Below are 13,752 nucleotides of genomic sequence, written 5' to 3' on the forward strand. Positions count from 1 at the left end.
GAAGCTTCTCAGGCAAATTAATAAGGAAACCATATCTTCTCGCGATAGCCAAACTATCTACCTCAACTTGACAAAGCCCTCTGCAGGGATATCGTCGCCGACAGGTGGTCGGCCATTGCGGAGGTTCGGCTGTCGGCGGTGGTGAGGTGGCTCCAGGCTACTTCTCTGCCGTTCTGAGAATGATCAGGCGACTGTACGTCATCGGCCTGGTGTGGACCGATCGGCGCGGCCGCGATGCTGACCCACAGACTCGCTGCCTTCTCACTCCCAAGCCGCGCTTTCACCAACTGCGCGCCGCAACGTCGCCGGCAGCGACGTTGCGGCAGCGCGACGAGTCGGCTCAGCGCGTGCCGATCGTCACCACCAGATTTGCCTGCGAGCTAAGCCCCGCCGAATCGACCGCGGTCAGCGTTAGCGTGTAGGTTCCGGCGACCGGGTGCCGCCATTTGGCAACGAAGCCCGGCCCGCTCTCGATGAACACCATGCCGGACGGCGCGCCCTTGATGTCGACCTTCACGTTGTCCGCGCCTGGGTCCTCGATACCGATCACGCCGCTGACCGCGCGGCCCTCAACACCGCTGATCGGCGCAGCCGAGATCGCGGGGCCCGTTGCCACGGACGAGATCCGCACGCTCATCGTCGCCGAACCGGACTGGCCGTTGCTGGTGTCGGTCGCCTTGACGCTGACGCTATACGTGCCCTTCGCAGGCGTTCTCCAGCTGATCACGCCGGCGCTGCTGATCGACATGCCCGAAGGCGCGCCGCTGAGCGAGAACCTGACCGGATCGGCCGCACTGACGTCGACCTGATAGCTGAGCGGCTGTTTCGCCTGGCCCACGATCGTCGCTGCCTGCACGACCGGCTTCGATGCCGCGACGACGGTCACGTTCGCACTCGCGCTGCCCGTCGAGCCGGTGACCGTATCCTTCGCGGTCACGGTCACCTTGTAAGTGCCGGCGACCGGCTGCGCCCATGTCACCTGACCCGAGCTATCTATGCTCATGCCCTGCGGTGCATTCGCGAGCGACCAGCTGAGCGGGTCCGACGAGCTGGCCGCCACCGTGAACGACAGTGCGCTGCCTGCCGTACCCTTGACCGTCGCGGCCGACACGACCGGCGGCGGCGCCTTGGACACGCCGAGCGTCGCCAGCAGGCTGCCGACCACCGGTGTACCGAGACCCGACGGCTGATCGTAGCCGGTATGGGCCGAGCAGCTCGAGCAGTAACCGTCGTTGCCCGAAGTGACGTCGTAAAACGCAGTCGCGTACAGACCCGCGTCGGTCGAGACGGTACCGTACAGCTGCGTCTGCGCGAGGCCGAGTGCGCCGAGACTGTTGCGCGCCCGCTGTGCATTGGCGACGGCGACGATGCCGGCCCATTGCGGGGTCGACAGACTGGTGCCGCCGACGCTGTACCAGCTCGGCGCGGCCGCGACGGGCGTGATGACCGCGACGTACTGACCGCTGAACGGATCCGCGTTGAACGACACGTCTCCAACCGATCGCTTCGTCAGCGTGCCGAGGCTAGGCACCGACGTGTTCTGATATGCCGGTACCGAGGTGTACTGACTGATGCCGCCGCCGGTACCTGACCACACCGTTTCGTTCTTGGCGGTGCCGTCGTAACTCAGACGGGTGCCGCCGACGGCCAGCACGTTCGGCGACACGGACGGCCATTCGACGCCGGTGCCGTTATCGCCGGTAGCGGCCACGTAGGTCATGTTCGCGTGCTTGAACGCCGAGTCGAGGGAGCCGGTCCACGAGCCTTCGGGGGCGCCGAAGCTCATCGACACGACGCCGGGCCCCATCGCGTTCGCGAGGTTGACCGCCGCGGTCATGCTGCCGGTCGACGCATCCGGCGCCTGGATCAGCACGATGCGCGCGAGCGGCGCGGTAGCGTGGACCCACTGCACGTCGAGCGCGATTTCGGTGGCCCAGCCCGAGTCGTACGACGGCGCGTTCGGCGTCATCGCGCCGCTGGTCGTCGCGTGCACGACCGAGAACTGGCACGCGTTGCTGCCAGGGGCCGCGAGCGGCAGCGACGCGTTCGGCGCGATGGTGGTCGTCGTGCAGCCCGGCAAGCCGAATTTCTGGTCGAACGCCGCGAGTTCCTTGACGATGTTCGGATCGCTCATCGCGTCGATCACGTAAATCGTCTGGCCGGCGCCCATTTGCGCGGCCTCGCTCGCGCTCAGATTGCTCCACGACGACGGCAGCGGCGGTAGCTGATAGGCCGCGCGAATCTGCGCCGGCGTATACGTCGTCACCTGCGTTGAATTCGACGCCGCCCGCGCAGTTTTCGTGGCGTCCCGAGCAATCGTTTGCGGCGTCAGCTGCGCAAGCGACACGACCGCCATTGTCGACGTCGACGCTTGCGCGGCAGGAGGCTGATTGGCCGACGCGAAAGGCGCCGCGCTGTCGATGTCGGAAGGCGCGTTCAACACCACCGGGGCCGTGTAGAACGCAGGCCTCACCAGCGTGCTCGCCACCGTGCTCGACAGCGGCGACAACGACACCGAACTCGTGGCTGACGAGGTGTCGGCGAGCTTCACGGAGCTCGTGCCGCTCGACGCTGTCGAGTCGTCACTGCCGCCGCCGCATCCCGCCAGCAGTAGCGGCGCGAGCGCTGTGGTCACAAGGGTGGCACGCGCGAGCGTGCACCGAACCGGTCGGATAGTTTTCATTTCGATCGTCCTTCTGCGGGAGGCTGGACCGGAATTACCAGCACGGGTGGAGAAACCGCGGAGGCGGGCAGATCGGGCGCGCGTCGCTGCCAGCCGCTCGAACAGGTCTGTACGGACGGGTAATAGCCGGGCGGTTCGGCGCACCAGAGTCTGACGCTTGCAGGTGGCTGGGCAGAAGGTGGAACGCGCGATGTCTGCGCTTGCGAGCTGCATGCGCCTAATCCGGACACCAGCGCGCAGGCGGCGCAGATTGCCGTGACGATGCTACATAAGCGATTCAAGCCTGCCCACGCGTTACGTTTACCTAATGAAATAGAACGGGCTGCCGGCCTCGCGAAATAATTAGAGAATTGAGCGCGCTCGTCGGTTTCAACAAGGCCGATAGCAATCCGATTGAGCTGGATCATCGTTGCTCGCGTCACATTGGATACAGGGTTGGGGCGCACAAAGCGATGATTGGCCTGTCGGCACCGCGCGAGCAAGCTTGATGGCCATTCGCGGGTTAGTTGCCGGACAGACGGTGAGAGGACCTTACCATTTTTTATGCGACGGGAATATCGCATGCAGCGCGCGAAAACGGGGCCACATTTTCGGCCCCTACGGCGCCCCGCTTCCACGTCTGGATAGTAGGGATTGTCCTTAAAAAAGAAGGGCCGTGCGGCGCATCACTAAACACGATCGTTCGATCCCGCGCGGCGGATTGATGCCGCTGACTTCTCACGCGGCCTACCGCGCAGTGCTCATCCGGCGGCTTGCGTGTGCGCGGCAACCGCATCGAGCGTGCGCGCCGAGTACACGGGCGTCTCGCGCGGTGCATGTCCTTTCGCGGAGGTCCGGGACCGATCGGAAAACGCCGATTGGTCCACACCAGGCCGATGGCGTACAGTCGCCTGATCATTTTCTCCGAACGGCAGAGAAGTAGCCTAATGCCACCTCACCACCGCCGACGGCCGAACGTCCGCAATGGCCGATGACGAGCGTTGGTCATTTACGATTCGACGGCCGGTTACGAGGTGTAGCCGACGCTTGAACGTCCGACCGCCGGTGCATGTGAACGGCAGGTTGTGGCCGGTTGCTCCCCCTTGAGCTATGACGCCACAAAGCGGCCACTTGCCCGGGCGAATCGTTCCGACCCGCGGCTTAAGGTGCTGAGAGCTGAATGCGTACAGTCGGCCAGTTTCCGCCATAGCACATCGACTCGCGACCGTCCGTAAGTGAACTCACAGGCGCCGCTCATTCATGGGAAAATTCAAAAAGTCGCTTCCGCGCGAAGAAGCATCGTCTTTCAGCTAACGAGCCATCGCCTTTCCGATATGTTCGGCGAACGCCTTCACCGTGGCCGAATGCGGGCGCTCCAGCGGGCTGACCACATGGATCGGTATCGGGATGGTTTCCCAGTCCGGCAATATCTGCTGTACCTGGCCACTTGCCAGTTCGTCGTCGAACAGCCAGGACGGGAAATATCCGATACCCATATCCCGCGAGGACCGACGCCCGCATGACCTCACTGCTGTTGGTTTGCAGATTCCCTTCGATCCGCACGATCCATATGGTTCCACCGGACGCTGATCACCTCGTCACGCAGCGGGCGCAGGCGGGGCATCCGATGTGTATTTGCGTAGTCGCTGCGAAACCAGATGAGAAGGCCTCTCGATCATCCGATAAAACGCATAGCTGATGACAAACGCCAGTGCCACCTGCACGAACCATGCGAATCGGGAAGTACTGTCAAATTGAGTCATTTCCAGAAGTGCAAGCGCCATCTTGTGACAAAGATAGAGGCTATAGGACCATGCGCCTAAAGCAGCGAGTTTGGTCCATACGCTTGCCTCGGAGGGCGTGGCTGTCTCCGTCGCGATCCAGATTGCCGCGAGGAACTGAAAAAGCGGAAGCGTGATGTCCGGCGTGACAATCGGCACGAATGCCGGTTTGAGATTCGACCCGGATAGCAGAATCATGATGGCCGCGCCTGCCATAACAACGGTCACCCTTAGCGCCACGAGGTGGCGCGCCAGGAACCGGGTGCTCAGATCAAGGCCGCGACTGATGATCATGGTGAACGGCGAATAGGCGCCGCGAACGTTGAACTGCGTCGTGTCGCGCTGCGTTTCCGCGATCAGGCAACCGGAAATCCATCCGGCGGCATACAGCAAAGCTGTACCGGGAACTCCGTAAGTCTCGTACACGCATCCGTGACATGCCGGGTGCCCAACGAGGCGAACCACCGCCACCATCGCGCCAGCCACAATCGCGCTGCCAACAATCATTTCGCCGATGTATCGGAAGCGCGCGCGCAAGAGTGGGTACACGGCGTAATACACCATCTCGCAGTAGAGCGACCAAAGCACGGACTCGAGATAGTTTTGTCCGGTGGGTAGAGGCTGGACGAGGCATAGCAGGATGACCAGTGGCAACCCGATGCGGACGAATCTGGACCCGTAATAGTTGATCGGTTTGAGAGAGACGTCCCTCTGATATGCGTTGTGGATGCAATAGCCGGAAATGACAAAGAAAACGATGACGGCGGCGGGGCCGGCAAACAGCGCTGTTGACCCCGACCACAATGCGTTGCCCAGAAAGGCTAGCCGATGTGGTATCAGCTCTTTAAATTCGGGCGGTCGAAAGTGGTACATCAGGACCCAGACGGCCGCGAGGAATCGGATGGCATCTAACTTGGGCGACTTCTTCAGATTTGCAGACGCTAACGGATTCGATGTGGTTGCCATTCTGTCTCCCCCATATTCTGTCTGTGACGATTCTGCCTCCGCTAGACACGAAAAAAATCGAAAACAATGGCGAAATTAATGCACTTCCCTGGTTGCGTCGAAATGCGTGTGTGCTGAAGGGCGATTCAGGTGGCGATGCGGAAGGGCGCTACGGATGCGGTTGAAAAAGTCGCTGACTGTCTCTCTCGCGTTCGACCGGTTTTACGAGGTGGCAATCCGCTGGCAAATAGGTGCGACAAAACAAACCGCTACCGTCGTCGCTCAACGCCGCGGTTCTATCCTTGCGTTTGACATTGGGTGGTGTATAGCGAGTGTCTCGTTTGCGCCGTCTCGGAGACATTGGCCGGAGAGGCATGATTGACTTTTGTGGGTCGACGACGCTAATCACGAAGTTCGCCGATGGGAGGGTCACGACCGACAAGCCCCAATTTGATTAGTGGGTGACTGAGGCAAGCAAAGTGCATTGAGGCTGCAGACTCCTCCATGCCGGTCGGTACACCACTCGCGGCACAAATGAAAAGGCTCCCGATGCACCGGGAGCTATTTTATCTCGGTCCATACGGGACTAGAACCCGCGACCAACGGATTAAACGGTAGAGTTAAATCATCACGGTATCGCTGTGTGCGCGCTTACGGACTCCGCGACTGCAGGCACCGTGCTTTCGGGGGCTGCGCCCACGGGCACCGCGGCTGCAGGTAGCGCTCGATAACTCCGGTCCAGATACGCAGCAATGCTGACGCAGATAGTGATTACGAACCCGACGTTCAACATACTGAAGTTGCGTAATTCTCCGGGATAGCAAAACGCCAGGAATAACGGCACATTGACCAGCAGGGCAATCTTCAAATGCTGTCGCACGGCCGGCAAAAGTTTGCCCCACGTGGTGCGCACGAGCGCCGCGACCAAAACGATATTGATCACATTGAAGCCCTTGGTCATTGGAATGCCGTAGTTGTATTCGAAGCCTATGTAACTCGACGGATGGATAAGGAAAACGAGATTCTCCATCAGGTGGTATGTCACGACGCCGCCGCCGTTGTGCGCGTACTTCAGCTTGATCACCACGTTGACCGCCGCTGCGATGACCAGCAACACGCACTGAACCGCCAACGTTGCTTTAACCGAAAACCGTGTGCGCAAGAACGGGAACAAGGTGAGGATGAAAAAGAAAAAAGACTCCTTGTTCAACGTCGCCAGTGCGGTAATCGCGATGAGCCATAACACCCGCCCTCGCATTGAGAACCAGACCGCTATCGCCATGAACAGAAGCTCCGGCGGATCATAAAAATAGCCGCCAACGGTGAGGATAAGCGGCAGGATCGCTGCAAAGGCGATCGGCGCCAGCGTGGCGGCAACCCGGTTGGGCTGCATGTCGATGCATACCGCGCGCAGGGCGAACATCGCCAGCAGCAGCGACGCGAACGACATGGCATAGATCAGGTAATAGCGTAGGGCGTATTGGGGGTTGCGGGCGTCGACGGCATTTGGGTAGAACTCTGCAATGGGATGATAGTTGCGCTTTTTGTCGAACAATATGGCGGTGGCGTGATCACGGACGCTGATCGGCAACGCGCGCTCAATGCTGTTGGCAATGAGCGGCAACAGTTGTCGGTATACATACGGGCGCTCGGCGGTTCCGTCGAGCATCGCAGGCAGCGACGCATCGGTCGCAAACAGAACTGGCATGTCCTCGCGAAACTGCCACTTTGTGAAGAAGCCGCTGAACGACGCGGAAGCCATCACGAAATAGATGAAAGCGAGAAAAAGCCAGCGAATGCCCGGACGGGAAAGTGGTTCGTTCATCAGGACTTCCTCCAAGAAGATGGGATTGCTGGCAAGGCGCCAGATATCTTTCTTTACCGCAGTCGCCGCATGTAGCCGCGTGTCCGCACAGGAATACGTCGAGCAAAAGAAATGCGCTGGCTGAATGTTCCCCGGTTTTCGGGGCGATGAAGGTGGCCTATCGCACGGATCGATACGATACGCCGCGTACCATCGCATGCAAATCACCCCAAGCAGGCTGTTCATAGGCCGACAGTTCGTTGCGTCGGCATACAAGTAAAACTAACGACGACAGTCCGAGGTAAAACATGTCTGATGCAAGCATTCCCCTGTGTGTCGACCTCGACGGGACGCTAACGTGCACCGATCTTCTTGTTGAGTCTTTTCTTGTCCTTTTTAAGAGGAATCCTCTCTATGCGTTCTACTGCATCGTGTGGTTACTGCGAGGGAAGGCGAATCTGAAAGCACAGATTGCTTCGCGCGTGGCAATCGATGTGTCGGTGCTTCCGTACGACCCGAGGTTTGTCGAGTTCTTGCGCGAGGAACAGTCGAACGGGCGCGACCTGTACCTTTGCACTGCATCGAACCAACGATTCGCGGAACAAGTCGCCACCCACTTCGGCTTTTTCAAAGGTGTCATGGCGAGTAACGAGGCGCGTAATCTGTCCGGCAAAAACAAGGCGGGCGCGCTATCGGCGGAATTCGGTGTGGGTGGCTTCGATTACTGCGGCAATGCGCTCGCCGATGTCGCCGTTTGGAAGCAGGCACGCAGGGCGATTGTCGTGGGAAGCCGTCATATCGCTGCCGCGGCGCAGAAGGTCAACAATACGACCCTTTTCTTCGAGCGGAAACGTTCCTTCGTGCGCCTCGTCATCAAGGAAATGCGGGTTCATCAGTGGGTCAAGAATCTGCTGATCTTCGTGCCGCTACTGGCGTCGCATCGCTTCACCGATGTCAATTCCATCTTCGCCGAAGGCATCGCCTTTTTGTCTTTCAGCTTTTGCGCGTCATCCGTGTATTTGCTGAACGACATGCTCGATCTCGATGCCGACCGGCGTCACATACGCAAGCGCAACCGGCCGTTCGCGTCGGGCCAGCTATCACTGACCTTCGGTATTTTTCTGACGCTTGCGCTGCTCGCGGCAAGCGCCGCGCTGACGGTTTTGCTGCCTTCTGAATTCGGCCTGGTGCTGGCGTGTTATCTCGTCGCGACCGTGGCTTATTCGTTCGCGCTCAAGCGCATGATGCTCGTCGACGTCTTTACGCTCGCTGCGTTGTACACCGTACGTATTGCCGCTGGCGGCGCGGCCGACGACATTCCGCTTTCGCATTGGTTGATCATGTTTTCAGTACTTATCTTCCTGAGCCTTGCGATGGTCAAGCGTTACACGGAACTCGATGCACTCTTGTTGCGAGACGGCGAATGCGCGGTAGCAGGGCGCGGTTATATCACTCAAGACCTGGGGATCCTGCGTTCATTCGGTACCGCGTCCGGATACCTTGCCGTGCTGGTTCTTGCACTCTACATGAACTCTTCCGAAATCAGCATCCTGTATCATCATCAACACGCCCTCTGGTTCTTGTTCGGCCTTTTGTTGTACTGGATCAGCCGAGTCTGGATGCTTGCATTCCGCGGCCAGATGCACGACGATCCAATCGTGTTTGCAATCAAGGACCGGCTGAGCATGCTGGTCATCGGCCTTTGCATCGCGACAGTTATTGTCGCTATCTGACTGGTTCCCTTCGTTCCTATGTCCATTTTATTTCTTTTGCTGAGCGGTACTTTTAGCGCGATGGCCAGTATTTTGTTGCGTGTGGCCGGGAAAATAGTCGTTGCTCAAGGAGACGTATTGATAGCAGGGTTTGCTAGCCGACCCTTGCTTTTGCGGATGGCGGCGATTGGTGCGTATGGAGCTGGATTCCTGTTTTATGCGCTGGCACTAAGGCGCGTTGAACTCAGCGTTGCCTATCCATTGATGGTCGCGGTGACGATCCTGGAAATCCTGTTGTTCGGCTTTTTTGCCGGCGAGGCGGTATCGCTGCGTACCTTGGCGGGCGCGGCGCTCCTGCTCGCCAGCGTCCTGCTGCTGTATCTACCGGCGGCAGCACCGGTTCGGCCGTGAGAGTGCCTTGCGGCTGGCCCATTAGATGCGCCGCATAACTTGGCGAACTGACGATGGGGCGGATCACAGGTTGCAACGAACCCGCCTGCTGCCGCGGGGAGAAAGCAACCGCTTTGCACCGGTTGAATCCGCCACCCGAAAGCCGCCGTTGAGAATGGCTGTTCTGACGGGCCGAAGTGGGCGCCGCGCATTGAGATCGGGCGTAATCGAACGACGAACAACTGGCCGCTGGTTCGCAGAAAGTCGTCTTTGCGCGCCAATTCCCTACATCGCATCCCACACGCGGCGATTCGCGAGACGATTGCCCGGCCGCCCCCATACGTCGATAATTCCGTCAGACCAAACACATGCGGGGCCAGCATGAGCACAAACAATAACGACAGCGGCGGGCTAGTCGTCATCGTTTTGGCGATAGCCGTATGGGGATTGAATGCCGGATGGTTCTACCAGACCGGCCAGCAATGGTTCGATACCTGTTGGCAGTCGATCAATTCGAAGAACCCGCCCGCCACGTCAGCAGAGTCAACGGCTTGGGAGCAATGCGGGCCACGGATCCAGAAAGCCCTCTATGATGCGGGCTATGTGTTTGGCGGCAATCCAGAGTACGCCGTGACCCCCGAACTAAAGGCGGTAGACGCCGCATGCCCGAACAGCTTCACAGAGATTCCAATGTCTGGGGTGTAGGTCATGGCGATTGACTTGCTACAGAAGGACGGCGGGCCGCAATGGCTCGACAAATTCATGCCGCCCGACCAAATGATCGTGCGTACGTTTAACAAGCGCTGGCCCAACTGTAGCGCCGTGCGGGCCGCCAACGGATTCCCCAAGATCGTACAGAAGCCAGACGACACGTTCGGATGGTCGGGGCCTTGCAAGCCCTGTGAGGCTGGAAAGGCGGCGATGGGCAAATAGCGCGAGGCCGCACGACGTGTGGGCCGTGCTGTTTATCTCCCGCGCGAACGGGATGCTCTGACACTGCAGACGATTGCAGAGACGGGCATAAAATGCTCTTGTATATTGGGCGTCAAAAGGACCGCTATCGAACCGGTAGCGTTCGGTGGCGTCCTGTCAGTCGAATGACCGAGCGGGCGATGGTCGAAATTCGTCGCGACGACGCTTTCGTGGATCAACTGGACGGCGACGAACGTCCGGGAGCAACTGGTGCTCGATGTGCGAACCGACGAGCATATGGCGGCCGACTGCCGCATCTAGCGCGTATGCTCCCGAAAAGCATCGCAGTGAAACAGTAAGTAGCCAGCATTAAAAGAAACCGTAGCACTCACACTCTTGCGAGGTCGACATGCTTTCCTTCATTGGTACGGTGATCGTAGGGCTGGTCGTCGGATTGATTGCGCGGGCGCTTAAGCCCGGAGACGACAGCATGGGCCTCATTTTGACCATCATCCTCGGCATTGCGGGCTCGCTGATTGCGGGCTATGTCGGGCGTGGGCTGGGCTGGTATCAACCAGGCCAGGCGGCGGGCTGGGTCGCGTCGGTCATTGGCGCGATCGTCCTGCTGGTCATTTACGGACTGGTGCGCCGGCGGCGTTAATCTGCGCGCTCGCGAGAATCGGGCGAAGCATGCCGTTTGCGTAGGCCAGTATCCTGGCCACATTCAGCCATTCGGCATCAACCGGCGGCGCGCACAGTTTTTCCGGTTCACTCGATCGTGTACTTGACAGGGCTTTCGCACATTCTGCAATGTACAGGTTGCGTCTTCGCCAGATGGCGAGAGCCTTTTATGTAATTCGTGGGCCGGGAGAACGAGCTTTCCGTGCTGGTCCAGGCGCGGCATGACTCGCTTGGTGCGCAGCCGCAGGTGGTCGCGCTTGTCGCGCAGCCTCGCCTTGGGAAGACCCGCGGCTTGCAAGAGTTCTACCGTTGGCTAAACCAGTTTGAGGATCCCGGCAACTACTGGCCCGACACGCTTCCTGGCGGCGATGCCAGCCTGCGCGTCAATCCGATCTTCGAAGGGTATCTCCCACCATGTTCAATATCCTCCTCGTTCCGCTGGACGGCTCAGCCCAGAGTGTCTACGTCGTCGACCTGGCGAGCCGCGTGGCGGTGCCAGGTACGGCAACCGTACACCTTCTATGCGTTGTCGACCCGTCCTACGCGTTGCCTCCCGGTTCCGAAAACGGTGTCGCGCCCGATGGCCTGACCTATCCGCCAGCACAGGCGCAGACATCGTTCGCACGATCCGTCCTGGCTGCCGCAGCCGCACAGCTTGCCGACCGGAATCTCACGGTGGAACAGCACTTCTGCGCGGGAAATCCGGCCGACGTCGTCATCGAACAAGCCCGGCTGCTGACAGCGGAGGTCATTGTGATGGGACATCACCATTTGTCACGGCTACGCCGCTGGGCCAACCCGTCGACCAGCGGAGAAGTCATCGACCGCTCGAGCTGTCCGGTACTGATCGAAACCCGCGACAAGGGCTAACCTCAGACCCTGGTCAGGTGGCAGCCGCTTTAGAGAGCTGCGAGTGGCGCTTGTGGGGCGACTCCTGCCAGAGGAACAACCGGCGTCGGTCACGCTTGCGCTCAGCGAAAATTGACTTTTTGGGGCGTCTGCGCGAGCGTTATCAAAAAATCGACTGCCCGGTAAGCGTGGTCAGCCGTTCCAATGCCCGGGCGCCGACAAGCGAATTGCCATTGCTATCCAGCCCCGGCGACCACACGCACACCGCCATCTCGCCGGGCAGCACGGCGACGATCCCGCCGCCCACGCCGCTTTTCGCCGGCAAGCCGACACGGTAGACGAAATCGCCCGCCGCGTCATAGGTGCCGCAGGTCAGCATCAGCGCGGAAAGACGCTTGGCCGAACTCGTGTCGAGAATCCGCTCGCCGGTGGCCGGCACCACCCCGTGATTGGTCAGAAACAGCGCCGCCTTCGCCAGCTCGACGCAACTCATCGAAATCGCGCATTGCCGGCAGTAAGCATCGACCACCACCTCCGGTGGCATCTCCATGTTGCCGAAGCTCGCCATGAAATGCGCCATCGCGCGATTGCGGTGGGCATTCTGCAATTCCGATTGCGCGACGCGCGAATCGTAGTCGATGCTCGTTTCGCCCGTCAGCCGGCGCATGAATTCGACCAGCGCCGTCTCGGCTTGCACGAAACGGCGGCACAGCACGTCGGTGACGACCAGCGCGCCCGCGTTGATGAACGGATTGCGCGGCTTGCCCTGTTCGGCCTCGAGCTGAACCAGCGAATTGAATGCGGTGCCCGACGGTTCGCGTCCCACACGCTGCCACAACGCGTCGCCGAGCAGGCGGAAGGCCATCGTGCAGGCGAACAGCTTCGAAATGCTCTGAATGGAAAAACGCGTGTCGGCGTCGCCGGTACGGAAGACCTCGCCCGATGCCGTGACGATCGCCATGCCGAAACTATCGGCGGGCACTCTGGCGAGTTCGGGAATGTAATCGGCAACTTTGCCGGTGCCCAGGTAAGGCTGCAGATCGCCGTGGATCTGGTCGAGGATGGATGCGTAGTTCATGGGGCTCGGACCGTTGGAGCCGCGATTCTACTGGCAAGCGGGAGCGAATTGTTCCCGCCGGACATCGCGCACGTCGCCATGCGTCGCGTCCAGGTTCGGGCGGCGTTCGGCGAGCGTCCCCGAGCGGCTATGCTAATCTTGCTGTCTTTCTGGCAACAATCGGGCAAAACGGACTCCATGATGGAGACTTTTGATCCAGACGGCGTCGAGCAACCGGTCTTCGTTATCGGGGAGCGGTACGAGACGCTGGACGAACCGTTGGGCGCCTATCGTCGCGCGCGGCTGATCCACGTGAGCGCCGGGGTGCTGATCGTGCGCACCGAGACCGAGCGCTGGGTCGTGCCGCCAGGCCACGCGGTCTGGATGCCCGCGGGTCTGCTGCACCGCTTGTCCGCCGCCGGTCCTGTCGAGTTTCATGCGCTCTATGTCGGCATGGACGCCGCGCCGCTCCCGCCGCACAGCTGCGCCGTCGTGCCCGACCCATTGGTGGCTGCGTTGCTGATCGCCGCGGCTGATCTGCCGCGCGACCAACCGTTCGACGAACCCGCCGCGCGTCTCGTGCAAGTGCTGCTGGACCGTCTGCCGACTCTGCGCACTGCGCCGTTGGGGTTGAACTGGCCGCGCGATCCGCGTGCCGAACGGATCGCCGACGGGTTGAGCGCTAACCCGGCCGACGCCGCGGTACTCGAAGAGCTGGCCGCGGCCGCCGGCGTGACGGCCCGCACGGCGGCGCGCCTGTTCGTCAAGGAAACGGGGCAAACGTTCGGCCAGTGGCGCCAGCAGCTTCGCCTGCTGGTCGCGCTGGAACACCTTGGCGCGGGCGCGAGCGTCACGCAGGTGGCGCTCGAGGTGGGCTACAGCGACGTGTCGTCGTTTATCGCCGTGTTCCGGGACGCGTTCGGCGACACGCCCGCACGTTATTTCCGCTGACGCATGGC

General features: G+C 60.6%; 12 protein-coding genes. 7 read left to right on the top strand and 5 right to left on the bottom strand.

All coding sequences use genetic code 11. The features are described from left to right. Positions 1-340 precede the first annotated feature (340 nt). From P0D80_RS39515 to P0D80_RS39530, 4 genes are all read right to left on the bottom strand, one after another. Positions 341-2,683, bottom strand: coding sequence for a S53 family peptidase (locus P0D80_RS39515; RefSeq protein ID WP_408291858.1), 2,343 nt, complete (start codon positions 2,681-2,683; stop codon positions 341-343). A 1,289-nt stretch (positions 2,684-3,972) separates the two neighbouring features. Continuing rightward, positions 3,973-4,158: a LysR substrate-binding domain-containing protein gene (locus tag P0D80_RS39520; RefSeq protein WP_408181742.1), complete on the bottom strand. Its 186-nt coding sequence runs from the start codon at positions 4,156-4,158 to the stop codon at positions 3,973-3,975. A 102-nt stretch (positions 4,159-4,260) separates the two neighbouring features. Then, on the bottom strand, positions 4,261-5,409 hold the full coding sequence (locus P0D80_RS39525) for an acyltransferase family protein (protein WP_408291860.1): 1,149 nt from the start codon (positions 5,407-5,409) through the stop codon (positions 4,261-4,263). A gap of 607 nt (positions 5,410-6,016) precedes the next feature. After that, positions 6,017-7,213, bottom strand: coding sequence for a hypothetical protein (locus P0D80_RS39530; protein ID WP_408291862.1), 1,197 nt, complete (start codon positions 7,211-7,213; stop codon positions 6,017-6,019). Between the two features lie 287 nt (positions 7,214-7,500). Here P0D80_RS39530 and P0D80_RS39535 point away from each other — a divergent pair, with 287 nt between their 5' ends. The 6 genes from P0D80_RS39535 (at position 7,501) to P0D80_RS39560 (ending at position 11,757) form a co-directional block, all read left to right on the top strand. Continuing rightward, complete coding sequence (locus P0D80_RS39535; protein ID WP_408291864.1) at positions 7,501-8,925, top strand: UbiA family prenyltransferase; 1,425 nt, start codon at positions 7,501-7,503, stop codon at positions 8,923-8,925. An 18-nt stretch (positions 8,926-8,943) separates the two neighbouring features. Next, complete coding sequence (locus P0D80_RS39540; RefSeq protein WP_132377437.1) at positions 8,944-9,315, top strand: ligand-binding protein SH3; 372 nt, start codon at positions 8,944-8,946, stop codon at positions 9,313-9,315. A 360-nt stretch (positions 9,316-9,675) separates the two neighbouring features. Further along, positions 9,676-9,999 (top strand): hypothetical protein, encoded by a 324-nt coding sequence (locus P0D80_RS39545; protein WP_408291866.1) that lies wholly within the window; start codon positions 9,676-9,678, stop codon positions 9,997-9,999. 3 nt (positions 10,000-10,002) lie between these two features. After that, positions 10,003-10,227: a hypothetical protein gene (locus P0D80_RS39550; RefSeq protein ID WP_408291868.1), complete on the top strand. Its 225-nt coding sequence runs from the start codon at positions 10,003-10,005 to the stop codon at positions 10,225-10,227. 388 nt (positions 10,228-10,615) lie between these two features. Beyond that, positions 10,616-10,867 (top strand): GlsB/YeaQ/YmgE family stress response membrane protein, encoded by a 252-nt coding sequence (locus tag P0D80_RS39555; RefSeq protein WP_132377436.1) that lies wholly within the window; start codon positions 10,616-10,618, stop codon positions 10,865-10,867. A gap of 434 nt (positions 10,868-11,301) precedes the next feature. Continuing rightward, on the top strand, positions 11,302-11,757 hold the full coding sequence (locus P0D80_RS39560) for a universal stress protein (RefSeq protein ID WP_408181747.1): 456 nt from the start codon (positions 11,302-11,304) through the stop codon (positions 11,755-11,757). A 142-nt stretch (positions 11,758-11,899) separates the two neighbouring features. Here the strand turns inward: P0D80_RS39560 and P0D80_RS39565 are convergent, their stop codons facing one another. Next, a complete protein-coding gene (locus P0D80_RS39565) occupies positions 11,900-12,814 on the bottom strand; it encodes a glutaminase (protein ID WP_132377434.1) in 915 nt (304 codons plus the stop codon). Positions 12,815-12,991: 177 nt separating this feature from the next. Between P0D80_RS39565 and P0D80_RS39570 the strand changes: the two genes are divergently transcribed. Next, positions 12,992-13,744 (top strand): AraC family transcriptional regulator, encoded by a 753-nt coding sequence (locus P0D80_RS39570; RefSeq protein WP_408291871.1) that lies wholly within the window; start codon positions 12,992-12,994, stop codon positions 13,742-13,744. Positions 13,745-13,752: the final 8 nt, after the last annotated feature.

Origin of the sequence: Paraburkholderia sp. RL17-373-BIF-A (assembly GCF_046030175.1) — a bacterium.
Lineage (GTDB): Bacteria > Pseudomonadota > Gammaproteobacteria > Burkholderiales > Burkholderiaceae > Paraburkholderia.

Excerpts from the sequence above, each read along its gene's own strand:
- P0D80_RS39540 (WP_132377437.1), top strand. The coding sequence starts at position 8,944 with ATGTCCATTTTATTTCTTTTGCTGAGCGGTACTTTTAGCGCGATGGCC.
- P0D80_RS39570 (WP_408291871.1), top strand. The coding sequence starts at position 12,992 with ATGATGGAGACTTTTGATCCAGACGGCGTCGAGCAACCGGTCTTCGTT.
- P0D80_RS39545 (WP_408291866.1), top strand. The coding sequence starts at position 9,676 with ATGAGCACAAACAATAACGACAGCGGCGGGCTAGTCGTCATCGTTTTG.
- P0D80_RS39515 (WP_408291858.1), bottom strand. The coding sequence starts at position 2,683 with ATGAAAACTATCCGACCGGTTCGGTGCACGCTCGCGCGTGCCACCCTT.
- P0D80_RS39560 (WP_408181747.1), top strand. The coding sequence starts at position 11,302 with ATGTTCAATATCCTCCTCGTTCCGCTGGACGGCTCAGCCCAGAGTGTC.
- P0D80_RS39565 (WP_132377434.1), bottom strand. The coding sequence starts at position 12,814 with ATGAACTACGCATCCATCCTCGACCAGATCCACGGCGATCTGCAGCCT.
- P0D80_RS39525 (WP_408291860.1), bottom strand. The coding sequence starts at position 5,409 with ATGGCAACCACATCGAATCCGTTAGCGTCTGCAAATCTGAAGAAGTCG.
- P0D80_RS39535 (WP_408291864.1), top strand. The coding sequence starts at position 7,501 with ATGTCTGATGCAAGCATTCCCCTGTGTGTCGACCTCGACGGGACGCTA.
- P0D80_RS39555 (WP_132377436.1), top strand. The coding sequence starts at position 10,616 with ATGCTTTCCTTCATTGGTACGGTGATCGTAGGGCTGGTCGTCGGATTG.
- P0D80_RS39520 (WP_408181742.1), bottom strand. The coding sequence starts at position 4,158 with ATGGGTATCGGATATTTCCCGTCCTGGCTGTTCGACGACGAACTGGCA.
- P0D80_RS39530 (WP_408291862.1), bottom strand. The coding sequence starts at position 7,213 with ATGAACGAACCACTTTCCCGTCCGGGCATTCGCTGGCTTTTTCTCGCT.
- P0D80_RS39550 (WP_408291868.1), top strand. The coding sequence starts at position 10,003 with ATGGCGATTGACTTGCTACAGAAGGACGGCGGGCCGCAATGGCTCGAC.